Raw genomic sequence first — 25,825 nt, forward strand, 5'->3', positions numbered from 1 at the left:
ATGAATGGATTTTCTGCAGCCGTTCGCTGATGTATACACACTTGATCATATAAAATTTTTACTAGAAGGATTTTGGGTCACTCTTAAGGTCGCTGCTATTTCAATTGTACTAAGTTTCATTATTGGTGGACTTATAGGTACGCTTAGATATACGAAGATTCCTGTTGTTACTCAATTTCTAACCGCGATTGTTGAAATAATTCGGAACCTGCCTTTGCTACTGATTATATTCTTTACGTATTTTGCCTTACCGGAAATCGGGATTGAAATGAAAATAACAACAGCAGCCATTGCAGCATTGACGGTTTTTGAATCAGCTATGATTTCGGAGATTATTCGAAGTGGCTTAAACTCGATTGAAAAAGGACAGATCGAAGCAGCACGTGCGTCTGGTTTGAATTACACCCAGACATTACGCTACATTGTCTTGCCTCAAGCATTGAGACGAATGGTTCCGCCGCTTGTTAGTCAGTTTATTTCTTTACTTAAAGATACATGTTTAGCTGTTGTTATTGCGTTGCCGGATTTATTGCATAATGGACAGATTATTTATGCGCAGAAGGAATCTTATGTGATCCCTGTTATGGTGATGGTTTCGTTGATGTATTTTGTTGTTAATTATGTTTTATCGTTGGTTGCGCGTAGGTTGGAGATCAAGCAATCTTAGGAAATCCGGTTCTTAAATTGGGCCGGATTTATTTATTTTAAAATGAATATCATTTAGTTATTTAATCAAAATTACATTTTTCCAATTAATACGATTAAAAATGCTCCTAAGCCTACAGATACAAGTAACATTACACTAGAAAATTTATCATGTTTATTTGTTTTTTAACTAAACCAATAACTAAAGTAAATAATGAAAAAAGAAACGAATGAATAATATAAATCGAAATGCTCATAATTTTTCTCCTTGATTTAATACTTAGTTAGAATAATTTGAAATACTTTCTCTTCATATATTATGAAAGTCAATTTTACATTTCTCTCTTTATCAAGATACGATATCGTTTCACCTATTTCTTCAATCGAGTGAATGTAGTTATTACCGTATTTACTTTTAATAGTAGATACATCGGTTCCTACTCCAATCCCTTTATTAGTTTTTAGTTTAGGATCTTCTGTAACAATACTATTAATTTTATTGTTTTTAGTTCCTATATATAGTTTCTTAAATTGATAGTTTATATCATTTTCTACAGGAAGTATTACTACAATATCTGTGTGTTTAACTGTTTTACCATATTTACTTTTTAGATCTTCCAATAGTTCAGGTGTAACTTGTTTATCAATCATAATTTCATTCATTCCTTCATTTTTTAGTGAAGTACTTTCTAGTAGTCTATTTTTTACTAAAATAGAAGTACGCTCAACAATGAAAAAACCCACTAATAGCAATACAATAATTCCAAATAGTACAGTAATATACTTCCAGGGGATCAGTTTAAATAATAGATTCCCTAGAATTAGTAATAAAATTAAAACTAAGACTTTTATTATCATTTTTTTATTCTCCCAAACTTTTACGAAATGTAGGTATTCCATGAGCCTTAACTTAACTACAAGAAAATAGCGAAGGCTTCCTAGATATTATAGAGAAGGCTTCGCATATTTTTTTCACGAACTTTTTAGTGTCCTTTTTAAGCTCTCTCTCCCACATCTTTCAGTTCTTATTTATTCATCTTGTGATAGATGATTTAATGAATCCATTTTTAAGTTTGCTAAACTAATTGGATTTTCACTATTAGCATCTATCAACCATTGATAAACCGGAATCCTATTCATATCATTTTCCCAACTCTGCTCATAAAGTTTTAAAACTTCATTTGCAACAAAAAAATCTACTTTAAGATTTACACTTGGTTTAAACTCAATAAACGTTTCTGCAAGTTCTATTAATGCATCTATTTTTTCCTCACTTATACTTTCAAAAGTATAAATTCTCGCAAAAATAAGATTTCGATCATCATCCCAATCTTTTAAAAATACTGGATGTAAATCTTTAAAATCATTAGGTGTACCTGGACGATTAACATCTTCTAACACCATATAGCCAATTAAACTAGTAACTAATTTTATTTCTTCTCTTATCGCAAAAATCATATGATTTTTACAATTTAATTCTAGTTTAAGTAAATAACAGCTTTTCTCCAAAAGTCTCACTCCTTTTTAGTAATTAATTAAATAATAAGTAAAATTTACTAACTTGTGAAAATGTTAACATATTAAATTCTATTAAACTCACTACAAATGTGATCATAAATTGAAGAATTAAGAAATAAAAAATGCAGTCTTCAAAAATTTGAAGACTGCATAGATACTTTAACATTGTATTGATCACTGTAGACAAACTCGATAAAATAAGGTTTGCCAACATTCTGAGATAGTTAGTTCCTTGAGAACCAACATTTTTTACTTCTGAAACTTATCTTTCACACGCTATTAAATCTTTATCTCGATCCATTTTTTTATTAGCCTCATATAGAGCTTTTGATGCATAAGGTTTATATTTAGTTTTACCGCCTTTATTTTTTACGGACGAACTTTTAGCAACTCCACCTTTATACACTTTGTTTAATTCGGTACAGTTTTTAAATGTTTTCACAGCTGCACTAGCATCATCAGTGGAAATCATTGAATAACTTTGAATAAGTCCAATTGTAAGAATACCAATAACAAGTTTTTTCATTTGTATTAACTCCAATCTATTTTTTTGTAATAAATGCTACCTAATTTAAAGCATTTTTTAGTAAATAAATACAATCAATTAATAGTTTTCAAATCTATAACTTAATCTATTTATAAGTTTAACATAGAAAATCTTGTAATTTTAGTAAAAATGAACCAGATTTACTCAGGGAGTATTTACTGAATTTAATAACTCTAATCAATAACCGAGTAGGTCTTTAGGTTACTAGCAATTAATTAAAATGGTAAAACTTTCATATTTTTGTAATATTTTAGTAAAAAAATACAGATTACTCTCTGCTAATATTATTTTATAGAGATACTTATTGAGAAATTTTTTTATAGATTTATTAAAGGTTTCTCAAGTGGTCATTTTCTCTATTTAAAATCTCAGTGGAAAGGTTAAGGTGGATTCTGTATGAAGAAAAAATTTATTTCCGTAAAGAAAGAATTGTATCTTTTTGTAATCATATTATTGGCATTGGCGATAACATCAATTCCCATTAAATCTAATGCTGAAAATATAGATTCGACAAATACTTTAATTAAAGTATTTTTTAGACAAACTTATAAGGTTGATTGGAACGAGGTTTCTGAAATTGAAAAAAATAATACAATTAACCTAATTTCTAATGGAGATACTGGTTGGAGTTACAATCCAGATGAAGATATTTTTGAGCGTTTTGTTTCACCGGAAAATGTTGAAGTTTCAATAGAAAATAGTGAAGAATCGAAAACTGCAAATAACAAAGGAGAAGTAGTCTTAAATGGTGATGGTAAAAAATTAGTAAACATTTCAGTAGATGGAATAGATGATGATTTGAGCCAAATTGTTGATTTTTCTCAAAATGAAGTAAGCATTATTAAAGAAATGGATATCTCTCAAATGCTAAAAGATTCAGAAAAAGACTTATATACAGAAGAGCCTAGTTCAAATTTAAAAGCAAGAGCTTCTTCTACCAATCCTTATTGGGAAATAGGAGAAACAGGACACTACGGTGATCGTTTACATTGCAATCGTTTTAATGGGCCTTTAGGAAATGGAAAATACTATCCAAATCACTATCCAGTAGCAGCTATAAATTTTATTATGAGTGACTGTGATTACTCACTAGGACGAAGTAAAAGATGTTTAGCTGATTATACATCTAATAAATATTGTGCTGCCAGCCCAAGTACAAAACAGGGAAAATGTTCGACTTATATTGGGCATTATAATAAATTCCATAAACATTAAAAAGGAGAAATTATTATTAAAAAGTACTTAATGCTACTGCTTACTGTTTTACTTTTGATAAGTTTAGTATTTAATATTTGGTTAATAAATACAATAACTCCAAAAACAGTCTTATCTATAGACAATAAGGGAATCATTAATGAACAGGAATTATTAAAATCGTTAGAAAAAAAATATAAATTTCACGAATTAAATTATCAAGCAAATTCTTATATCATAGAAAAAGAAGCACATATAAATAACTTTTCATCTCCAAATAAAACTGAATTAAAAAAGATAAATAAAAAATTCCCCGAAATGAACATAAAAAAATCGAATAAACAACCATATTATGTGTATCATTTATTTAATCTACAAAATAATGATTCTATAATAAAAAAATATTTTAAAGATAAATACCAATTAGAAGATCCAAAAATGTATCAAGTACTAGTTTATCAAACAAGTAATCATAATTTGGCCACAAAATTACAAAAAGAATTAGAATCTGGAAAAAACGCAAAAATTGTTGAAAAAGATCTCAAAATTAATTTTGAAAAAACTAATACTGTTCATTTAGATTTTCTTCCATCAAGTACCTCAAACGATAATTCACATACTTTAGAAATTGATGATTCTAATATTGGCAAGGTGGTTCATCTTATGAATGATGATGGAATGACAATTATATATGTTTCTAAAATTGTGAATTACGCACAAAATCCAAAATTATTTAGAGACATGTATTTTGCTAATAACTACCAAACTATTAAATCTAATTTGATTAATAAACTAAGTTCTAAACATGAAATAATAATCCAATAAAAGAATCATTCATAAGTAATCTCACAGTGATTAACAATAGATAGATATACCTCATGTGAAAGACATATTGTGTTGAGGTGGAAAATGAAAAAATTACTTATATTAATATGTCTAAATAGCTTCTTGATTTTTTGGGGATGTAATAGTGAAAAAAATCTAAAAAGTACATCTTTAAAAACGATTACAATAAATAATATAAAAATATATGAGAATATCGACGATGTAGATCTAAGAGGATATGTAAAAAGTAATCGATTTTCAAGAGGAAGTGCAAAATATTACTTTGAAAATTTAGTAATGGATATTAATAAAAAAAATCAAGTAAATTATTTATTTGGCTTTTATGAGGAAAACAAGGTATTCATAAATGGTAAATCCAATTTAAAATATATTAGTGAAATTACTGATATACTTAAGCATAATTACAAAGAAGCTTGGCAAGATAGAGAACAAGAACTTAAGTATCATAGTTATTATGATAAAAATCAGAAGATAATCTTTAAAGTAGTATTTAGTATTGTAACAAAAGAAATAGTTTGGGTTGAAATTAAATCAACGGGTTAAGCTGAATGATGAAAAAAGGAGATTAACGAATGGTTATTCTCTTTTTAGTGCTCGATTTAACTTAGAACTGGGACTCCTCAGTTTTTGGGATTGGAGTTTGTTTTAGCTTGATCAAAAGTATATTTTACATTAACATTTCTCCTTTTGGGTTGTTGATGATCTGTAGCTATAAACGAAAAATGTGCACAGACTTGGCTGTACACATTTATTATTATATTATTTGATTTCTTATTTTAGAAAATGGGTATTATTGCAAATTAAGGAATACTTGACCTCCAATAAACTCTTCATATCTTAATTGCGCTTTTTCTCCAGTTTTTACTAAATTAGCAATGTAGCCTTCTTTTTCATTTCCTACATACATTTCATAGCTAAAATCAGGATCCGTTGTTCCATAAACATCTCCGCTATAAATATCTCCACTTTCACTTACTACTTTAAAGTTCATGATTCCATCAATATTAAATGCTAAATCTTCAGTAGCTGATTTTACAAATTTAACTTTTACCTTAGTTAATATCCATTCATAACCGTTTGGCGCAGGATCATTAAATTCATTCATACTTTTTAACTTAGCATATGCAGCAGCTCCACGTACTACTTCTTCTACTGTTAAGTCAAACTTTATTGGAAATGAATCTCCATTGTCATTATATAATTTGTCATCTACAGTAGCAGTTTTCTTAAATGGGACTGGATTCGTTCTTGAACCAAGTTTGGATTGTTTTGGTTTTTCTGTTTTTTTAGTTGTTTTTACTTCTTCTTTTTTTGGAGTGTCTTCTTTTACAGTCACATCTTTTGTACTTTGCCCACATGCTGTTAATAACGAAATTGTTAATAAAGTTGTTCCTAATAAACTTACTACCTTTAAATATTTTCTGTTCATTTTTTAACCTCACCTTTAATTTATTTGTTAGTCTAATGAAATTTTGAAATTATTTATCTTTAAGCGAATCTGGGTAAACGATTTTATCAAACTCTTTTTGAGTAGCTTGATCTTTTACTAAAATGGTAACTTTATAATCATTTGGATCTACCCCGTTATAAAGTTGATACATCATTCCAGACATCCCAAATGTAAACGCAGCAAGACCATCCATGCTATTTTCATAGGCTGATTTGTCTACAATCAAAGTAAACTCAGTAAAATCGTTGTTGTAGGTAATATCCTTTAATGAGGTAAAATCTTTACTTTGTTTTGTTTCATTGACAGTTTTAATGATTTGCTCTCTTATACTCTTCATCATTTTCTTGTGTTGAGATTTTGACATTTTGTAGGTTAGAGATCCGTCTGTGTTTTTTATTACTTTGATTCCTTCTTTTTCTGCATCGGCAATGACTTTATTTATGTCATCTCCCTCGAACATTGAAGCTGGTAATGTAAGTTTTACGTTGAATAAACCTTTGTCTACGGCTACTGATTCTCCTTTTGTCTTTGAATCTTTGGTTGTTTGCTTAGCTTGGTTATTTGATGAACAACCGGCTTGTAGGGTAATTAGAAGTGCTAATAATAGGTAAGTGATTTTTTTCATATAAAATCCTCCTTCAGTCTTTTTAGATTAGGGTTTGATTGAATCTGGATTAATCTTAACTGATGGGATGGTCAGAAAATTGAGTGGGTAAATGAAAGTATTGGTTCTATTTGGGGGATTGGGGTTTTTAGTAATAAACATAAAAAACCTGTTCAAATAATTGAACAGGTTAAAGGTTAATGTTATATATTGGCTCTTTTTTATAGAGTTTTTTACTTTATCTTATGACATCCATTAATTTTAATCGTAGTCTTTCATCTTCTCTACTCTCATTTGTTTTTAGTCTAATTATAGGAATATCATATTTATTCAATATTTCATCTTTCATTTTGTCACGCTTTAATTGTGTTGGATTATTTGCATGGAAAGCATAACCATCTACTTCAACAACTAATATTGGCATCTTATCAACTTTATTAAAAATTAGGAAATCAGTATGTGTCAAAATATTCATCGCATATTTTGCTTCTTCATCTGTCAATTTAAATGGGTCTCTAATTAACATCCTTAAAGGCTGGTGCATTACATAACTAAGGTTTTGATATTCAGGCAAACTCAAAATGTCACTTATGACCACATTCATTATATTTTCTGATTTATATTTAGAAACATTCTTAGTCTTTTTCAACGTATCTAGTAATTTATCTGAATAGCTACTATATAGAAGATCGAATACAGAATATATTTTACTCTCAATAACTTCAAAATTATTATATTGAATATATCTTACTAAATCTCCAATATTAGTGCCTTTCCATTCTTCCCCACCGTCTGATGCTACAACAATTAATTTATCGACAGCACGAGAAACTGCTACGTTTATTAAATTTGGGTCGTCTACAAAGTCTTCAGCTTTTACTTTATTAGCTACTGTAGAAAGGATTATTACATCTTTTTCTCTCCCTTGAAATTTATGAACCGTATCCACTTGTATATTGCGACGGCCTGCAACCTTTGAAAGCTCTTCGACCTGCAAACGATATGGTGAAATAATACCTACCGATTGTTTTCCTTCATCAATTTTTTGTTCCGGTATAATTTCATCAAAGATAACCTCAATTTGTCTTTGATTAATCCTCTCTCTCGCATGATTACCTTTTGAAGTTTTGTATAATACCAATGGTTTATTTAAATCCTCTTCATCAGTCATTACAATCAATTCATTATTATAAAATTTTTGATTACAGAACCCAATAATCTTTGGATGGCAGCGATAGTGTTCCTTTAATAGTGTTTTAGGGATATCTTCAAATAATGTAAGGAACGATGACAATAAGCTATTTGTAGTATAATTATAAGCTTCCTCTAATCCATAAGAATTAATTATATTGTTCGTGATCGTAGCTACTTCTTTAGGCACTACATTTGGAAGCTGTTTCGTGTCACCTACTATTACGGCATTTTTAGCTGCTGCAAGTGCAAGCGCCCCAGTAACTATATCAACCTGGGAAGCTTCATCTACAATTATGTAATCAAAAAGATAATTTTTCCCGGTACTATTAAGTAACGAATGAGTTGTACTAAGGATTACTGGATATTCATTAGAAAATTTATCGAAGTTCTTCCAAAGATCCCCTTTTTGAAAAACACTTCTATTACCGCCACTATATTTCATAGCCAACTTAGCTTTAAATAAGTTCATTGACCGTCTACTATATTCTTTCATCTCATGTTCAAAGTTATAGTGTTCAAGTGTTTTAGTTAATGCATTTAATTGAATATTAATCTCATTGATCTTTTTCTCATAAAAATTCTTTTGTAAATATGAGATAGCTTGTTCAGGTGGATAACTATAAATTTTAAAATCATATACTCCATAAATTAATAAGTTAAATAACTTTTCTGTTAAGGTTATTTTTCCTTTGAAAGACTTTTGCTTATATTCAATTAACAATTTTAATATTTTATCTGAATTTAATTTAGATATGGATTTGAAATGATAATTTTCAAAAACAGTTTCTTTATAATACTGAATGAAATACTCATTTTCAGTTCGTATATTTGATAATTCTTGTTTTAAAAGTGCCTGTTTATTTCGATAACTTAGCATCTCATTTAATTTTTTCTGAGATGATATTAGTTCTGTTTTTAATAAGTCAAATTCTTCAATTGGCATTTTCCAGCCGTTCATATTCGGTAATTTACCATTTTGTTCTGCTAAGAATTTCGCTTTATTTTCGTTATTTCCTAAATATGCTGCAATGAAATCAATTTCGTATCTTTGTAACTTTTCTAACACATTTGCAGTTGCAGAATTATTATTCGATACCACTGCGACTGTTTTATCATTCAAAATTGCGTTTGCAATAATATTCAGGATAGTTTGTGTTTTGCCGGTTCCAGGTGGTCCTTCAATTACACTTATTTGATTATTTAATGCTTTCTCAGCTGCATATTTTTGACTTTGATTAAACCCAAAAGGGAAAATAGCATTTATTTCAATATCATTTTTAATTAAGGACTTCTTCTCTAAATATGTTGATAGAACGCTTCGGGGACTAATCACTTCAAGTTTGCTGTATTGATTACTTAAAAAACTTTTATCCCTCTCATCTCTTACACTAATTTGTCCAGCAAGTTTTTTTATATATTCAAAGATGTTTTTTGAACTATTGTTCTTTAAACTAGTTTCTTCCATATAAATCTCTGATTTTTTGTATAACTTTTTATAACCTGATTGAAACTTAAGTTTTATATAATCTCCAAAATCAAGAATCGATATAGCACCGCTGACTGGACTATTATTTTCATAAACAAGCCATTTCTTGGGGTCTAATATTTTAGGATCTTTATACCAACAAACATTTGAAGATTTATATCTATAAGGCTCACTATTGTTTCGAAATCTAACTTCGAATTTGTCTTTTACAAATTCACAAAACTCAACTTCTTCTGTTTTATCCTTGCATTTTATTATGATAAGATCTTTGTCATCGTTCAATTCACTGAATCTCCTCTAACTTAATCAACATAACAAAACTCCCTTGATTGGGAGTCTTTTTATTTTATAATACCCTAATTTTACTCAGGTACATATATCTTTTGTAATGGCAATAATGAACGTGTTTCATTTGGCATTTTTTCAAACCAATAAACTATTAAATTTACTAATTCTTCTAAATCGAGTAATTTAACGTTGTTTTTTCTCGCTACCTCTTTTGCTTGTGATGTAAATCCACCAGTGGACAAGAATAAAGCACTTGCATCAATAGGGTGAGCTCCAAGCAATTGCTGAATTTCTGGTGAGCCAGACGTAGACTTGCGATGTTTTACTTGTACTTTAATAATTGGCTTATCAAATCCAAAAGCATCCTTATGGGCTAATATATCTACACCACCATCAGGACCTTTAGGGCTAACTCGAACATTGTATCCCATGGCTTGTAGTAACCCCGCTAACAAATCTTGCATTTCCCACGGATCTAGTTTATCTACCTTGTCTTGTACCATTGTTAATGCCTTTTGTACAAAATCTTCTTTAATAATCTCTTCTTCTTCTTTGTTGCCATCAGGATCAGATGTTGGGTGAGTTCCCATTATTAAAGCTTCTAACTCATTTCCCCAATCGTCAACTCGAAATACCGTAAGGACAGATCCCAGAGTATTTCTAGCACCTTGTGATAAAATATCCCTCGGTATTCTTTTATCCTCCCATATAACTTCAATAATATTTGGATAATATTTATCTACTACGGTTACATCAAATCTGTGTGCTTTTTTAACGGTACCAATCAAATATTCTCTTTTATCTCTTGCATATGTAATTACACGGTCGCCTTCTTCAATTTCCTTACTAAAACGCCAAACCTGACTTGCCCAGTTTATACGAGCAGCAGGTTTATCTTCATCGTATATTTTATGTGCTTTTTGTATTAATACATTTCTTGATGTAAATAATTTTGGATTGCCCAAATCTGCCCAACCAATTGATACTACATTTTTCTGCTTCCAAATTGGTATTAACTCGTTATTATCCCCTGCACGTACCATCCACCATTTAGTCAAAATATCTCCCCCTAATTAAAACAAGAAATACGAAAATAATATCATTAGCCTTCTACAACATGTTTCAATAGAATTCTATCTTTAAACCCACCACGATCTTCCTTCTTTTGAAGTCGAACATTTTCAATTTCCTCAATAGAAATACCTTTAGTTTCAGCTAAGGCATAAAGAACTTCCAAAATATCGGCAATTTCTCCAACAGTTTCTTCAGGTGTTGCATTATAGAACTCTTCAAGTTCTTCATTTAACTTTTCGTTTAGTTTCTCTATGTATTCTTCTTCATCTAGGACTTCCGTCTCATATGTACTCCCTGATTTGGTAATAACTGCTGGAATTTTATCTCTCACTAATTTGTTATAATATTTTATAGTCATTAAGTACTCTCCTTTTCCAACTAATTAGTATTAATATTTTATAATTTAATTGTAGAATATACTAATTCATCACGTAAAGGAGTTTATTTTTCGAATTTTAAATAAAAGGTTAATAGAAATAATTTTTATTATATTTAAAGTTTACAAACAATAAGAAACTAACAATTTCTTGAGAGGAAGATTGAGTTTGGTCCAATTTTTAAAAGATGATACTTCTGAAGAAAGTCAATTTAGAGCAGTTTTTTTATTTGGGAGAAATGTTGCAACATATAAATTTGCATTAGCTAAATCACTATTACAACTTAGCAAAAAGAATAATGGATTTATATCTTTAGAGGATCTTTCACCAATTTATGTTCAACATATGTTAGAACATGTTCGAAGTGGTAAAAGACAAATAACAAGTTCTAGCTCAAAGTTTATACATGCATGCCAGCTTTATGATTCAGATCAAATTACATGGGAACAGTTACTTACAATTACAGAAAAATTGGGTTTTAATAACGTATTAGATGCATTTCATAACATTCCAACTGGAAATCTTGAAACTTCATTCTTTGAGAAAGTAGTGCAAGGAAATAAACTAGGTATAGTTCTTACAGATGATCTATTTAAATTAGGTGAAAGTATAGAACACGATAATATGTATGAAGAAATAGAGGGAAGATGGAATTTAGTTGAAACAGCATGGAATGAAAGGAATACTTTTTTAGAAGTAAAATTTGATATTGATTTAGAAGAGTTATTTAATATTCGTCCTGTAACTGCTCAAGGTTACATGAATTCTCACAATAGAATATCACTAACTCCTGTACGAAAGCCTTTAAATGGATATCAAAAAGGTAAATGTTTTTACTGTTTTAATTCGATCTCTATTGATAGTAAGAAGCAAAATACTTGTGATATAGATCATTTTATTCCTTTGAGTATTCAATATAATTCTAATTCTGACCTTGATTTGAATGGAGTTTGGAACTTAGTTTTATCTTGTCAAGATTGTAATAGGGGTGAAGTGAATGGTAAATTTGCACGACTTCCTCATAAAGACTTATTGTTAAGATTGCATAAAAGAAATGAATACCTAATCGATAGTAATCATCCTTTAAAGGAAACATTGATAATGAGAACAGGTTCTACATCATCTTCTAGGTGGAAATTTTTAGATACTATTTTTGGTTACGCAACTTCATTTAAAAATCCCGAATGGTCGCCACGAGAGATATATGGTATATCATTTTAAGAAAGTAAAAGCAAAAAAGCAAAAAAGTAAATATAAACTAAATTAGATAATGAGAAAAAAGAGAATCTAAAAAGATTCTCTTTTAAAATGGTACCTCATTTGAATCAGCATAAATAAAGCTTAATAAATCAATTTCATATTCACTATATGCTGAATCTAGGTTATTTCCATTCCAACGACGACCAAAAACCTCTTCAACAAAAATCTCCATGCCACCCTCAGCATACTCTTCAAGTCGTTTTCTAGCATTTTTCGGGAAATTTTCTGAATCAAATGATTCAATATTTCTACCTAATTCATCATCACTTAGAATAATTGAATAAACTGTAGCTTTTTGGCGTGAATTTAAGTAGTTCGTTCTAAATTCTCGTCCGCGTTCATTTATTTTTATTTTTTTATTTTTTTTAAAACCAAGAGTCGCGCACAGGATAAATAGATCTTGATACTTTATTTCATATTTATTATTGAAATGAAAATAAATTTCCTCGTATTTCTTACTAGTGTATAAGAGTGCTTGATCTGATAAAAAGTCCATTATTTACCCCCTAGTTGCCATTGCTTCGTTTAATTCGATTTGAACAATTTCTGAGTGACCAGGCTTAATTTGTTCAAGTTTATACCACATACCAAGCTTCCCAGTACTCTTGAAACGTATTTCTTCAGTTCTTGAAAGTTCTGTATCAGTTAATAATAAAACCCATTGAGATGTAAGGTTAGGGATATTATCGATTAGATGATCCCTGTTGTTACCACTTATACGACCAAATGGTGTGTCCATAAATAATGGAAAGTTAATATCCTCTGATCCACCAGATGCAATTTTCGCAAGAGAAGTGATAAATGAAAGTGCAACTACTTGGCGTTGCCCTTGGGAAATATCCTGTGTAATGTTGATGTTATCCCAACCAATAATATCGATTTCGTATTTTTCATTAATGTTTATTTTTTTAACAAGATTTTTATCTTTTCTATCGATTAATGTTCTAAATATTTCACTTGCTTCAGCTGTCAATTTTGAACGCATTTCATCGCTATATTCCTTAAAAACCTTTTCAAAATGTTCTTTTAAACTATCAATCTTATCAATGATTTTAGAATCAATCCGATTACTTTCATCTTCTCGAAGTAAGCGTGTAAATTCTTTTTCTAGAGCAACTTTAGATTTTTCCTTTTCAGTGATTTGATATTTGACTTTATCAATTTCCCTTTCAAGATCACTTAAGAATGAAATCTTATTATTTAAGGTTGATTCAAGATTTTTAAGGTTTTCTTGCTCTTGTGCTTTTACTCCAATTTCGCCACTATATCTATCAATTTCACGGTTTATTTCTTCTATTTCGTCTTTACAATTTCTAAATTCCTTTAATTTCTTCTCAATGGAAGAAACAATCTCAGATTCTTCTATGGAGTAATCATGGATACTTGAATTAATCAATGATATCAATGGCGTTAGTTCTGAGCGCTTGAAATTATTTTTAAGCAACTCAATATTTTTTAAATAATCTTTGTTTTTGTGAAGGTCATTGCCACAACAAGCACAAATTAGATCATTTAGTGACTTTTCGATAACCTCTATCGGCACTAAATCTTTTTGCTCTACTAAGATTTGATCTAAATAGTTCTTAACTGAAAAATAAGTATCCTTCATCATTAAATGATATCCATTACTTATTAATTCAGATTTCAATTCACTTTTCTTGTCGTTTGCAAGTCTAGTGTGTAAATTCTTTCTGTCATTCTCTACTTCTAACTTTTCTTGAATCTTTTTAACATCCTCATTCTCAGCAAGCTTATTTTTAATTTGTTCAATTTCCTGTGAACAACTAACTTTATTTTCTTCCTTTAAACTAACGATTTCTTCTAGTTTAGTTATATCTGAAGTGATTGTATCAATTTCATTTTGCTTTTTGTTTAAGTTCAGATTATTTGATGAAGCTGTAATGCGTCTATGCTCTGAACCATGTAATCTTTTAAGAAGGTTGATTGCAGCTTCTAGTTTATCAATTTGAAGGAGTTTAACAATCCCAGTTTTTACTTCTTCCTTTACTTTCGCATCAGTCTTTGCTAAAGTTTCTATTTTTTCTGCGTCAAATAGGAAAAAGTCCTTAATATTTTGATCGAGAATATCATTAATCATCATATTTATTTGTTTTTCATCAGTGATTGGATCAGGTGAAAGGTTTCCTTGTTCGTCAGTAATGAACAATTCAACATCCATAATTTTCTCTTTAATTTCTGATCCTGTTTTATAACCTCGTACAAATCTTGTAATCTCGTATTTTTTACCTTTATGATCGAATACAATCTTTACCGATGTATCGACTGGCATATTAAGATTTTCGTCAAGAGCTAAGAAATTTACTAAATGAATCTTTTCTTTGTAATTATCCTGTTGGATATGAGTACTTCCATAAAGACCAAACATTAATGCACGGAATATACCAGTTTTCCCTTTTCCATTTTCACCGAAAATAATTGTTATATTTTCATTTCCACTTGCAAATTCAATTTTTTGTTCACCATAAAACTGACGGAAGTTATTTAAAGAGATTTCAATTAGTCTCACTTTTCTTCCTCCTCTAGTACAATATCTCTTACTTCTTCTCTAATCAATTCTTCAATTGTAGAGTTTGACTTTCTGCCACCCTCTAGCTCTGAAAGAAGTAGCCTTGCAAGATCAGCAAGATCATTTGGAAATTCATTAATTTTATTATCTAAATCTTTATTGATTTTCATTATATCGCCCCTATACTTTGTTGAAATTCTCTATATACTTCCCAAGGTAACTTATCCATTAAATATTCCAATGAATAATTACTCAGTGGTTTTCTAACTATTTCTCTCGCATTATAATTATTAATTGCAAATCTCGAAAATTCAGCGAATCTTGGAATTTCTTTTGATGCAATACTTGTAAATAATTGATCGGTTGCACCTGTTGGAAGAACAATAAAATCGAAAATTTCAGCAACATTTTTTTCAGGGTAAGTCCTTAAGATTCTTCCTCTCCTCTGAATAAATTCCCTGGGATTAGAAGTACTAGCTAAGAAATATGCTGTTTTTGTACTCGGTACATCAACCCCTTCATCTAAACATTTAATCGCAACTAAAATTTGAATTGTACCATCATCAAATGATTTTAAAATGTTCATTCTTTGTTCAAGCTTTACTTTTGAATCAAAACGATGGACCCTATACCCTATTTCAGACAGATTTTTAGTAATTAATTCTACTTCACCTGGTGCACAGTAAACCAACGTATGACTTATCTCGTTGATTTTTTTATTTTTAAAAATTTCAAAAAGCATTTCTTTTTTATTTTCTGCCTTACTTAATATCTGTGCACGTTTTCTATTAATATCACTTATCTCATCCTTGTCTGGTTTGTCTGAGCTATATAAGTGAATTAATCGCCTTGTGAGTTTCTCATACCTCTCAAGCTCATCATCTGTCAAGTCAGTTATAAAAGGTTTATATAAATATTCTGTCAGTGCTCCGTTATCAATTGCTTCCTTCATTCCATACTCATAAACGGTTTCACCAAAAAAATCTTTTATATAGTTTGTTCCATTGTCATCCCACCATCGATCTGGAGTTGCGGATAAACCTAGCTTCGCTTCGATACCGTTGAATTTGTTATTTCTAAGGGAACTGACTCCGAAATAGTGACATTCATCAGCTATTAAAAAGTCTTTTCCCCTAATCTTTTCTATTAAATTATTAAATTCTTCAGAGGCTGCACTTCTATATGTCGTAATTACGACATGTTTCTTGATTATGCCAATATTAAAATCTCTTACATCCGTTTGAAGTCTACTAGTCCATGATTTTTTGTTTCCAAAACAGGTAGTTATATTATCAAAACCAAGCTCGAAACAGTTCTTTTCCCACTGTTCTACTAGATGCGTAAATGGAACGATTATCGTTAAAAATATTCTACCTTTTTCTTTATAAAACTCATTCGCAATGATTAAACTCGTAATTGTTTTCCCGGTTCCAGTAGCCATTTCTAAAATACCGGACCAATTATTATTCTTTACAGCATCAATCGCAGTTTGCTGATATGGTCTTGGTTTAATTTCAGGTTTTAATATTGGTTTTCGCTCCTTTTTTTTGGCTATAATTTTCTCCTTTATTAACTCTGGAAGTTCTATTACAGTTAAACCATTTGTTGTGTTATTCCAAAGCTTTTCAAAATCAGACTCCATATCTTTAATCCTAGTTAAATCAAAATCCTTCCAAAAAACATCTATTTTTTCAAAATTATCTCTAATTCCACCAATTGTTTCATTAGCAGAACCTGAAAATGCAATTCTATTACCAGCATTATCATAAAAAATTCCAAACTTTTCATGATAAAGACTATTATTTTTCGTAAATGCAATTTTTATATCTAGCTTGTTTTCATAAATTAGCCAGGCAAGAATATTTAAAGTATCATCTCGAATACTTTCCTCAGTCATTTCAATTTGCTTAAGTATGCTTTGAGTAACTAAGTCATACTTCGCTTTATAACCTAACCTAATTGCCTCAATATCCTCATTTGATAAATGTGGATTAGCAATTATTCGAATATATCCATCTGAATAAAGAAACTTTTCAAGACCTTTAGCAATGACACTAAGACAACCGCTTGTAAAATAACCAGCAGCCCTATCATATCGAACTGATCTCTCAATTACTTTACTATAAAAGTCAGAATGAATTTGATCGGCATCTGAACGGTATTTATATTTTAAATTCAACCCTTTAAATGTCATCTATACCACCTACCTTAATTTCACATAGCCTAATTCATCAAAGTCAAACTTATCACTTGTTTTGATTTCATGTGGTAGGTTTTTTCTACTATCATTTTCACGAAGTATGCCCTTCTCTACTAGGTATTCAACTATGCTAACTTCATGCATGTTACCTTTATAGTCATTTAATACATGTAGTACTAAATCCTCAAAAGTTTCAAGTTTGCTCTCTTTTTTTACAACAATTATTTTATCGTATCGATAATCACTATAAAATTTCTTTATTTGGCGAAAGCCACAGAGATGTAATACACTCTTTAATAAAAACGGATTCCATCTAAATCCAATTTGCGGAAGTTTTCTGCGGTATCCCTTTAAACCACTTATAGATAAATACTCGTTAGACCCAATTTGTTCTTCAGCATAAGACTTTATTTCATCTAATACGTCGGTATCAATTTTAAACATTCTCGCAGGATATAGAATGTCCATATCTATCTCAATATAAATTTCCAATTCTAAAAGTCTGGATAAAAGATTAGAAGCCATCATCTCTTTATAGCCATGTTCAAATATAAAATCTTTAATTTCCTTTCTAGAAGTTTCCCTATTGAAACTTTCAATAATAACATTTTCAAAGCTTTCAAATTCAGTTCCTTCAACATATAAATAATTAAGGTGTCCTTTAACATTTGGCATAAAGTGTTTAATAAGAGATGTAAGTTTGTTAGATTCATTTATACCTTTATTCTTCAAAAACGCTGAAAGCTTTCTATCAAACATCATTTCATTAAACATGAAGGTTGATGTGTTATAGCCTTTTTCAAAGCTTTTATTAAAGTGGGTTATTATTTCAATTTCTTCTGATTCAGTTATTTTCAAATTTTCTACAAGAATCACATGTTTATTTCCCCAAGGAATTATTTTGTTTGAATGCTGAATTGCTAAATCTACTTTATACATTTGGCCGTCTTCTAATAATAATTCCTTTAAAACTAAACCACCGTGCTTTTTCATAATAGAAATATATCTTTCCTCTTTTGTAGCTCTTGAGGAATCATTTTTATAAATGTTTAACGTATTTCCTTTACCAATTGAAAATTTATCATCTAGATAATAACGAATTAGAGAATATAAATGTAATTTGTTATCTATCTTTAGTTGCTCTAATACCGGTTTGAATTCTTGGAAAATTTCTTCTACATTAATTACTTCTTTTACCAAAAATCTGTTATTTATATATGATTCAATTTTATCAATAATTGATGTATCAAATTCCTCACTATTAAAATAAACAAAAGTAGATTTATCAACAAGTAGAAGATTTTCTGCATCTCTAATACGTGCATCAATTGAACGTACACTTTCTCCAAGATCAAATTCAAGATAGCGTTTTGCTAAAAACCTCAGACGTTCTATACCTTCTTCGTCAATACGAATCGGTTCACTTATATAATTCTTCAATAAATAAGTAAGTACCTCATGTATCGTAAGTTTATGCTGAGAATAAATATCACCAAATTTAGTAAAGTCCCTCGAACTTATTAGATTTTCTATCATTTCAAGCGAAGGGTTATCAATTCCAACTGATTCTAACATTTCCTCAAAATATTGTTTATATTCGTTAAAATTAAACACTTCTGGTAAATCGTTCATGAATTCATTTATCAATTCAAAATCGACCTTATTATCATTAAATAAGAAAAATATATCTAATTCACGAAAATAAGTTAATAAAGGTAAGTCTTGTTTTAATAAATTTATAAAAAATTCATTTTCACTACCTATAATTTTATTGAGTTCATTTCTAGTAATATATTTCTCTGAGTTAGATAATAAACTTATAAGAGTAGTAAATCGATTTCTGTTTAAATAGCCTTCAAACTTATCTAACCCTTTTTTTGCAATCTGTCTGACTCTTTCTCTAGTAACTCCTATTTCAGTACCAACTTCTTCTAAAGTTTTTTCAATTTTATATCTTAACTCAAATATTACAGATTCACGTTCTGATAGTTCAGAAATAAAATTGTCAATTAATTCTTTAGGAAGGAACTGTTTTTTTAACTGGATCGATAAATCAATTAGAAGTCTTTGTTCAATTTCATCATTTAATTCTGAAATTTTTAATCCTTCTATATCTTTTATTTTTAATGTACTATTAATTTCTACCTTATAACCTAATAAAAGTACTAGTTTTTTAATACTAAAATCTTTAATTAGGTCAAAGATTTTACCCGTTTCAAAATATTCAATTTCCAATTCATTAGACTCTGAATAGTCCTGAAGAATATCTAATATATAACTGACACGTGTTTTACCTATACCAGGCATTTTTGAAAATTCTTCTAGATGATTTCCTTGTAGTTGACCTAATGTCTTAAGCCCCTTCGTATTACAATACTCTTTAAATCTATCGAATTTTCTACCAACTAAAAGAGAGTCTATCTCAATATAAGTTGAACTCAGATTGGCTTTATATGAATACCCATTAAAAGCATTCTCCTCAGAATCATCAATATCTATATCTGTATCAATAATTTGATTAATTCGCTGTTTAACCATCTCAACTTTCCCTATACCAATACCTTTTAAATTACTATATGTTTCTATATGTTCTCTCGTAATCTCGTAAATACTCTTAATTTGATATTGCAAACAAAATTTACGAAATGAGAGAAAAACATTTTCTGGAAACAACGTCTCGATTGATCGCGATTGGTTAGTTTTCTCCTCAGGAGATATATCTTCTGAGGACATAGACTTAATTAGTTTCAATTGCTGCTTTATAGCATCAACCTTACCAATCCCAACTCCTCGCATGCTACTGTAATTCTCTAGTACCTTATCTGATATTCCACTTACATATATTATTACATGCATTTTGCAATATCTTCGGAAGCTACTAAAGATATTTGTATAAAAAACTTCATCTATTGTTCTAGATTTTAAATGCTCTGGGGGGAAGCTATCTTCTAGTTCAACCAGATCAGTATTAAGATCATTTGTGTTATTTGCATTAGTTGTATCATCCGAATCATTTGTAGCAGAATAATTAGGATCATTTGAAACCGATATTATAGAATCGGTAGGAAAATATGTTTTTCCCAATTCATGAATTTCAAATCCGGCTTTAATAAACTCATATTCAAGTAACTCAGAATCAAGATACCCATTTATTTTTTTAAAGCCTTCAATTGGAATTTTATGAAAAAAAGTATCTTTGGACACATTAAATCGACGTATAAAACCAGACATCCCTAATTTTTGAAAATCTAGATTTTGATACTGTCCTTTATCCTCCTGTACCCAAAAATATGTGGAGAATGAAATATTTGTTGAAGGAAGGATATTATTTGGTTTTTCAGTGTTACAATAAAATCCCCTTATTGAAAGTTCATCAACTATTTGCATAAATTCCTTCGGATTAATTTTATAAAGTGCTCTTAAATTATCAAGGGATAACCGACCTTCACCTAAATTGGTAGATTCTAGTAATATATGCTTAAATCGTCCCTCTTCCAACTCATTAATATCCAGAATGGAAGGAACTTGAATATAATCTTTCATTGTAACCTCCGCGTAACATTGTTGTAATATATCTATAGTAACTCAACAATTCAATTATAGTCGATAGATATTGTTAATTTTACAACAAAAGTAGTATGTAAAATATACCTTTTATTGTAATTATCATTTAAGCATTTTCACCTAATTTATTACAAATTTTCCTATTTAACTCTTAGTTCTTATTGTAAACCATGGGGTATTCAAAAAATTGAACATGGAAAAAGAGAATCCGTTTAGGATTCTCTTTACAAAAAGTTACTAGTAATAAAAAACATTTTTTTATTTTACTTCATTAAAAATTCAACTGTAGGTATATCTGCTGGTGCCCATGCAAGTTCACTTAATTCGTTTACCTTTTTCCACTCCAGTTTAGCATGCTCACTTGCAACTGGAGTACCAGATGAAATCTCTGCTTCATATGTTAACAGGTTTACAATAATTGCATCATATTCATGCACAACATCTTCAACCAAATTTGAAACTACAATTTCACATCCTAGTTCTTCCTTAATTTCTCGAACTAAAGTCTCCTCAGGCTTCTCACCTTTTTCAATTTTACCACCTGGAAATTCCCATAAGTTTGGTAAACTCATTTCAGATGATCTAAGAGCACATAGAATTTGATTTTCATTGTTTCGAATTACCGCACCAACTACTTTAATTTGTTTTTTCATTTTTACATCCCTTTATTCATTTTATTTAACTCTATTATATTGGAAAGATTATTCAATTTAAATAAAGGAAGTAATTTTTCATATATTAACTTGAAATAAGAGAAAATTACTCTTCCTCATTTTCACCACTAATAATGTAATAGTACAGCTTACTATCTATACTGTTTTCCATGATCATATTCATCTGGACAACTGGAAGTTCTTTTTCATCTTTACCTAACATAACCGATTGTCGAACAGTGTTTTTATCAGGAAGTGCTTTTCCAAGATAGTAGAAATCTCCACCTTCATCATTGTCCTTTTTCACAAAGATATGAATATCAATATTATTTTCTTTAGCATTTATTATTTTTTTAACTTCTTCGGATTCTAAAGAACGATTACTTCTTGTGAACCAATTTAATACTTCTTGATTTACAAATTCATCACCGTAAGCCACACTTGACTCTACTTCTTCATGTTTATGATATGTTACAAATATTGGACAAGTATTATATTTTGTTTTGTAACCATACATTGTTGAGCTTTCGTCATTTGCCCAATTTAATAATCTGCATGCGTCTTTTCTTGTGTATTTTTCATACAGAGTTAGTGGTACATCTGATTGATACTTGGTATTCTTTTCTTTAGATGTTTTTATAACATCCCAAACCATTTTCTTAAAGTGATCATTAACTTGTAAGCTTTCAATAATTGAACCATTAAATCTAAAATTATTATTTTCATCTAAGATTACAATAGGAATTTCACCATATTTACTTTTAAATGATATTGTAAAAAATGACAGATCAAAAATTCTTTTTACAGAATTTATCGATGATTCATCAATCGCACAATTAGTTTCTCGTAAATGATCGATATAATCATTGATCCTTACTAATCCGTCTTTTAAAAGTAATTCCAAAAGAATTATTTCATGCTTACGTTTACCATTTAATACTTCTAAAGAAAGGAATGTTAAAACCTTATCTTCATAATCATTTAAAGATGGAACATCTTCTTTAAGTTTCAATAAAAACTGTTGATAGTTCGAATATTTATTTACGATTACATTTGGATCAATTGAATTATTAGTAATAAAATCATAAAGAAATGGAGTTCTTCCAATTCTATTTTTAAGTTCAACAAATACCTCTCTAAGTTTTTTCAACTCTGTTAAATTACTACTATTTATTGAACTAAATATTAACTTCTTAGCTATTTCTTCAAAGTTAATAGAAGAAACACCTTTAATATAACTTGTATCCTTCATATTTCTTCGAATGCTATCTTTGTTTAGCGATTTGTCTCCTGAAAGTGCGATAGGAATTAAATAATTATTTCGGTAGTTACCTATAAAATCTATTATCGTAACAAAATCTTTTGAACCATGTTTACGTAATCCTCGACCAAGTTGTTGAATGAATATTATGCTGGATTGTGTTTGTCTCAGCATTACTACTTGATTAACACATGGAATATCGATACCTTCATTAAAAATATCAACAGTAATGATATAATCCAAGTTTCCATTCTCTAATAGTTCTACTTTTCTAGCTCTTTCTTCTTGTGAATGATCCCCTGTCAAAGCAAAGGTATGATAACCTTTTTGATTCAAAGCAATTGATAACTTTTCAGCCTCTTCTTTTCTACTACAGAAAATCAGACCTTTTACTTTATCGCCTGAATAAGCATAATACTCGATTTTATCAATTAAATGGTTAACACGTTCATCTGTTACTAACTTTGATAATATTGTAGCATCATCTATTGTTTCTCCATCTAACTCAAGATCAGTCACTCCAAAGTAATGGAAAGGACAAAGCATGTCTTCCTCAAGCGCTTCTTGTAGACGAATTTCATACGCGATGTTGTAATCGAATAGTTCATAAATATTAAAATCATCAGTTCGCTCAGGAGTTGCAGTCATTCCCATTAAAAACTTTGGTTTAAAATAATTGATTACTTTTTGATAAGATTGAGCACCCGCTTTATGAACCTCATCGATTAAAATATAATCAAACTCTTCAGGATCAAATTGTTGTAATGTATCATCCTTAGAAATCGATTGAATTGTAGCAAATAAATATTTAGCATCTTTTTGTTTATTTGTACCTGATAAAATACCAAAATCCTCTTCGATTCCACCAAGTACTTTTATATAATCTGATTTAGCTTTCTGCAAAATTTGCTCACGATGAACGATAAACAACATTCGTTTCGGCATATAACTTCTAACATCAAATGCTGAAAGATAAGTTTTCCCTGTCCCTGTTGCTGAAATAATTAATCCTTTATCTTTCCCAGCCTCACGAACTGCTTGAATTTCTGCAAGTGCTGCTTGTTGCATCTTATTTGGCACAATTTTTAATGCTTCTTCGATTGGATTGGTTTGATATGATACTGGGAAATCTGAGATTCGATCTAATACTTTATTCTCTACTAACTGATTATAAGCAGTTTCATAATTTTCAATCCACGCATAGTTTAATGGTTGCGCTTTTTCCCATACATCTTCAAATTGCTCTTTAAAATGACGAACAATTTCACCATCTTCATGCGAAGTAAGCTTAATATTCCATTCATAATTTACTTTTAATGCATTGGCAGTAATGTTAGAACTTCCAACAATTAGTGAATAGTGAGTGTCATTATTAAAGATATATCCTTTTGAATGGAACCCCTCTAAATTTGTTAATCGGACTTCAACATTTGTAATCTTCATTAACTCTCTAAAAATTTTAGGCTGATTAAAACTTAAATAAGTAGAAGTTAAGATGCGTCCACTTACACCCTTACGCTTTAGGTCAAGAAAATGGGACTTAAGCATGGCAAGTCCACTTTCAGTAATAAATGCTACTGAAAAATAAAAAGACTTACAATTATCAAGTTCTTCTAATAAAGTAGATAATACATTTTCGTTATTCTTGGTATTATTTACTAGTAATTTTGGAGCATAACTTCCATTGTAATTATGTTTTTGATCTATAAACCCCTTGTGTAAAGACTCTTCTAGCTTTTGAATAAAATTCACCGTTCGATCCCCAATCATTACAGTTTTTATTTATTTCTAATTTGGATTTTAACTTAAATGCTTGTTAAATTCTATGAATTTTGGCACTTCATTTAACATTTTCTGTAATTAGAATACAAAAGAACCTACTCAAAAAATTGAGTAGGTTCTTTCTTTATTATTTTTTAAAATCTTCGTTGCAAGTGTAAGTGTTTATCTCAAACCCACGAACTTTTAACAGCTTCTTGTTAGACACAGTCTCTTTATGACTAAATTAACATGTGATGAGAAATTAATTTCGCATAATCTGGAACTTATTTATTTCCATAGAATTTCACACACTCATGATTTAGCCAATACACATAGTCAGATATAACATTTGTTGTTATGTTTGATTGATTAGATGGTTTGTCGCTATCATGTGGCATGAAACAATTCAATACTATTGGATAAAAAAATAAATTAATTTAATGATTGTGGTCTTAAAATTCTGCTTTTTCTTTGCCTCGAGAAATTTTTCAAATATCACTTTTAGCAGTAACACTTTTGTACCTTTTGATAAGTGACTGACGTTTGCCGACTTTTACTTTTTCAGCTAAAAATTTAGAATGTACGTGGTGTTTCGAACAAATCTTTATGGCAACTCTACATGCATTTTGTCCTGACAAAATATTGTGCCAACGCTGTTGTGGCAAGGTATGATCCTAACTGTGGTTTAATCAGCGACCTCTACCCTGTCAAGGTAGATAAGTAAATTGGATTATAACAGTTTAAATATGAAAAGCTTGATTAAATAGGCTTTAATGTAAGCTAATTAGGATTAATCCAGATAGAATTGGTGACAGTATGATATTTTTTGCCACCAACTTGCCACCAGTTTTTATTTTTTGTTTCTTAATATTTTTTTCATCAAACAAGATTTGACTAAAAGACTCTGTTTCTTTGCTTACCTCGTTGCCGTCGTAACCTTTTTGTAGACTTAATTATTTTTATAACTATATTGGAAAATATCTATTATACTTCCGATGGATGAAGGGTATCTAACAACCGTAATTTCATTTCTTGCATAACTGAAATTACTTTTAGTTACTTTGCTTAGTTTACAGTTGTTATGCTTTTATTTGCAACTTTACTAAAACAAGTGGTATGCCTATTGCTGTATACATTTAGATTTACATAATTAGTCGGCTATAGGAATCCTGATTTTTATAATCTGCATATTTATACTTCTAACAAAAATGGAAATGCCGTAACCGCTCAAACGACATTTCCATTATTTCTGTTTATTTAGTGTTTATCATTAAAAAGTTTTTTTAATAATTTGATTGAATTTTTCAAATCACCTTTTTCAAACAAAGGTTCATCAAATTTTGCGCCTTCTTTTCTCATAAAGATGAAGTAATTTA

20 protein-coding genes are annotated in these 25,825 nt (G+C 29.5%); 5 read left to right on the forward strand and 15 right to left on the reverse strand.

Going from position 1 to position 25,825, the window contains the following annotated elements:
• Positions 1–4: 4 nt before the first annotated feature.
• On the forward strand, positions 5–667 hold the full coding sequence (locus COE53_RS12425; protein ID WP_098948128.1) for an amino acid ABC transporter permease: 663 nt from the start codon (positions 5–7) through the stop codon (positions 665–667).
• Between the two features lie 251 nt (positions 668–918).
• Here the strand turns inward: COE53_RS12425 and COE53_RS12430 are convergent, their stop codons facing one another.
• The 3 genes from COE53_RS12430 to COE53_RS12440 all read right to left on the reverse strand — a co-directional run bounded on the left by COE53_RS12430 (position 919) and on the right by COE53_RS12440 (position 2,689).
• The gene (locus COE53_RS12430; protein WP_098948129.1) at positions 919–1,503 is read right to left on the reverse strand and encodes a hypothetical protein; all 585 of its coding nucleotides are present in this window, start codon (positions 1,501–1,503) and stop codon (positions 919–921) included.
• Between the two features lie 171 nt (positions 1,504–1,674).
• Entirely contained in the window at positions 1,675–2,154 is a 480-nt protein-coding gene (locus COE53_RS12435; protein WP_098948130.1) for a hypothetical protein, read from the reverse strand.
• A 271-nt stretch (positions 2,155–2,425) separates the two neighbouring features.
• Positions 2,426–2,689, reverse strand: coding sequence for an excalibur calcium-binding domain-containing protein (locus COE53_RS12440; RefSeq protein ID WP_098948131.1), 264 nt, complete (start codon positions 2,687–2,689; stop codon positions 2,426–2,428).
• Between the two features lie 417 nt (positions 2,690–3,106).
• Here COE53_RS12440 and COE53_RS12445 point away from each other — a divergent pair, with 417 nt between their 5' ends.
• The 3 genes from COE53_RS12445 to COE53_RS12455 all read left to right on the forward strand — a co-directional run bounded on the left by COE53_RS12445 (position 3,107) and on the right by COE53_RS12455 (position 5,293).
• Complete coding sequence (locus COE53_RS12445; protein ID WP_098948132.1) at positions 3,107–3,925, forward strand: hypothetical protein; 819 nt, start codon at positions 3,107–3,109, stop codon at positions 3,923–3,925.
• A gap of 30 nt (positions 3,926–3,955) precedes the next feature.
• The gene (locus tag COE53_RS12450; protein ID WP_098948133.1) at positions 3,956–4,729 is read left to right on the forward strand and encodes a hypothetical protein; all 774 of its coding nucleotides are present in this window, start codon (positions 3,956–3,958) and stop codon (positions 4,727–4,729) included.
• Positions 4,730–4,813: 84 nt separating this feature from the next.
• A complete protein-coding gene (locus COE53_RS12455) occupies positions 4,814–5,293 on the forward strand; it encodes a hypothetical protein (RefSeq protein ID WP_098948134.1) in 480 nt (159 codons plus the stop codon).
• Between the two features lie 247 nt (positions 5,294–5,540).
• On the opposite strand, the gene COE53_RS12460 is transcribed toward COE53_RS12455, so the two are convergent.
• The 5 genes from COE53_RS12460 to COE53_RS12480 all read right to left on the reverse strand — a co-directional run bounded on the left by COE53_RS12460 (position 5,541) and on the right by COE53_RS12480 (position 11,204).
• On the reverse strand, positions 5,541–6,179 hold the full coding sequence (locus COE53_RS12460; protein ID WP_098948135.1) for a hypothetical protein: 639 nt from the start codon (positions 6,177–6,179) through the stop codon (positions 5,541–5,543).
• Between the two features lie 49 nt (positions 6,180–6,228).
• The gene (locus tag COE53_RS12465; RefSeq protein ID WP_098948136.1) at positions 6,229–6,825 is read right to left on the reverse strand and encodes a hypothetical protein; all 597 of its coding nucleotides are present in this window, start codon (positions 6,823–6,825) and stop codon (positions 6,229–6,231) included.
• Between the two features lie 217 nt (positions 6,826–7,042).
• A complete protein-coding gene (locus COE53_RS12470; RefSeq protein WP_098948137.1) occupies positions 7,043–9,766 on the reverse strand; it encodes an AAA domain-containing protein in 2,724 nt (907 codons plus the stop codon).
• Positions 9,767–9,846: 80 nt separating this feature from the next.
• On the reverse strand, positions 9,847–10,830 hold the full coding sequence (locus COE53_RS12475; RefSeq protein WP_098948138.1) for a restriction endonuclease: 984 nt from the start codon (positions 10,828–10,830) through the stop codon (positions 9,847–9,849).
• A gap of 44 nt (positions 10,831–10,874) precedes the next feature.
• On the reverse strand, positions 10,875–11,204 hold the full coding sequence (locus COE53_RS12480) for a pyrophosphohydrolase domain-containing protein (RefSeq protein WP_483295431.1): 330 nt from the start codon (positions 11,202–11,204) through the stop codon (positions 10,875–10,877).
• Positions 11,205–11,391: 187 nt separating this feature from the next.
• Here COE53_RS12480 and COE53_RS12485 point away from each other — a divergent pair, with 187 nt between their 5' ends.
• The gene (locus COE53_RS12485) at positions 11,392–12,444 is read left to right on the forward strand and encodes an HNH endonuclease family protein (RefSeq protein WP_098948139.1); all 1,053 of its coding nucleotides are present in this window, start codon (positions 11,392–11,394) and stop codon (positions 12,442–12,444) included.
• Positions 12,445–12,526: 82 nt separating this feature from the next.
• Here the strand turns inward: COE53_RS12485 and COE53_RS12490 are convergent, their stop codons facing one another.
• The 7 genes from COE53_RS12490 to COE53_RS12515 all read right to left on the reverse strand — a co-directional run bounded on the left by COE53_RS12490 (position 12,527) and on the right by COE53_RS12515 (position 24,458).
• Positions 12,527–12,979 carry a hypothetical protein gene (locus COE53_RS12490; protein ID WP_098948140.1) on the reverse strand — a complete coding sequence of 151 codons (453 nt, stop codon included), beginning with the start codon at positions 12,977–12,979 and terminating at the stop codon, positions 12,527–12,529.
• 3 nt (positions 12,980–12,982) lie between these two features.
• Complete coding sequence (locus COE53_RS12495; RefSeq protein WP_098948141.1) at positions 12,983–15,010, reverse strand: AAA family ATPase; 2,028 nt, start codon at positions 15,008–15,010, stop codon at positions 12,983–12,985.
• Entirely contained in the window at positions 15,007–15,180 is a 174-nt protein-coding gene (locus COE53_RS23970; RefSeq protein WP_180242419.1) for a hypothetical protein, read from the reverse strand. Before COE53_RS23970 ends, COE53_RS12495 begins: the two co-directional genes overlap by 4 nt.
• Entirely contained in the window at positions 15,180–17,204 is a 2,025-nt protein-coding gene (locus COE53_RS12500) for a DEAD/DEAH box helicase family protein (RefSeq protein WP_098948142.1), read from the reverse strand. The genes COE53_RS23970 and COE53_RS12500 overlap by 1 nt, the downstream gene beginning before the upstream one ends.
• A gap of 9 nt (positions 17,205–17,213) precedes the next feature.
• Positions 17,214–20,753, reverse strand: a complete 3,540-nt coding sequence (locus tag COE53_RS12505; RefSeq protein ID WP_218962884.1) for a sigma factor-like helix-turn-helix DNA-binding protein — start codon at positions 20,751–20,753, stop codon at positions 17,214–17,216.
• A gap of 284 nt (positions 20,754–21,037) precedes the next feature.
• Positions 21,038–21,427 (reverse strand): (deoxy)nucleoside triphosphate pyrophosphohydrolase, encoded by a 390-nt coding sequence (locus COE53_RS12510; protein WP_098948143.1) that lies wholly within the window; start codon positions 21,425–21,427, stop codon positions 21,038–21,040.
• A gap of 106 nt (positions 21,428–21,533) precedes the next feature.
• Positions 21,534–24,458 (reverse strand): DEAD/DEAH box helicase, encoded by a 2,925-nt coding sequence (locus tag COE53_RS12515; RefSeq protein WP_098948144.1) that lies wholly within the window; start codon positions 24,456–24,458, stop codon positions 21,534–21,536.
• Positions 24,459–25,825: the final 1,367 nt, after the last annotated feature.

Origin of the sequence: Bacillus sp. AFS029533, assembly GCF_002585125.1 — a bacterium.
Lineage (GTDB): Bacteria > Bacillota > Bacilli > Bacillales > Bacillaceae_G > Gottfriedia > Gottfriedia luciferensis_B.

What these genes read in the sequence shown, in the direction of transcription:
- COE53_RS12480 (WP_483295431.1), bottom strand. Translation starts at nt 11,204, where the DNA reads ATGACTATAAAATATTATAACAAATTAGTGAGAGATAAAATTCCAGCA.
- COE53_RS12430 (WP_098948129.1), bottom strand. Translation starts at nt 1,503, where the DNA reads ATGATAATAAAAGTCTTAGTTTTAATTTTATTACTAATTCTAGGGAAT.
- COE53_RS12505 (WP_218962884.1), bottom strand. Translation starts at nt 20,753, where the DNA reads ATGAAAGATTATATTCAAGTTCCTTCCATTCTGGATATTAATGAGTTG.
- COE53_RS12490 (WP_098948140.1), bottom strand. Translation starts at nt 12,979, where the DNA reads ATGGACTTTTTATCAGATCAAGCACTCTTATACACTAGTAAGAAATAC.
- COE53_RS12455 (WP_098948134.1), top strand. Translation starts at nt 4,814, where the DNA reads ATGAAAAAATTACTTATATTAATATGTCTAAATAGCTTCTTGATTTTT.
- COE53_RS12500 (WP_098948142.1), bottom strand. Translation starts at nt 17,204, where the DNA reads ATGACATTTAAAGGGTTGAATTTAAAATATAAATACCGTTCAGATGCC.
- COE53_RS12450 (WP_098948133.1), top strand. Translation starts at nt 3,956, where the DNA reads ATGCTACTGCTTACTGTTTTACTTTTGATAAGTTTAGTATTTAATATT.
- COE53_RS12445 (WP_098948132.1), top strand. Translation starts at nt 3,107, where the DNA reads ATGAAGAAAAAATTTATTTCCGTAAAGAAAGAATTGTATCTTTTTGTA.
- COE53_RS12460 (WP_098948135.1), bottom strand. Translation starts at nt 6,179, where the DNA reads ATGAACAGAAAATATTTAAAGGTAGTAAGTTTATTAGGAACAACTTTA.
- COE53_RS12425 (WP_098948128.1), top strand. Translation starts at nt 5, where the DNA reads ATGGATTTTCTGCAGCCGTTCGCTGATGTATACACACTTGATCATATA.
- COE53_RS12515 (WP_098948144.1), bottom strand. Translation starts at nt 24,458, where the DNA reads ATGATTGGGGATCGAACGGTGAATTTTATTCAAAAGCTAGAAGAGTCT.
- COE53_RS12465 (WP_098948136.1), bottom strand. Translation starts at nt 6,825, where the DNA reads ATGAAAAAAATCACTTACCTATTATTAGCACTTCTAATTACCCTACAA.
- COE53_RS12510 (WP_098948143.1), bottom strand. Translation starts at nt 21,427, where the DNA reads ATGAAAAAACAAATTAAAGTAGTTGGTGCGGTAATTCGAAACAATGAA.
- COE53_RS12440 (WP_098948131.1), bottom strand. Translation starts at nt 2,689, where the DNA reads ATGAAAAAACTTGTTATTGGTATTCTTACAATTGGACTTATTCAAAGT.
- COE53_RS23970 (WP_180242419.1), bottom strand. Translation starts at nt 15,180, where the DNA reads ATGAAAATCAATAAAGATTTAGATAATAAAATTAATGAATTTCCAAAT.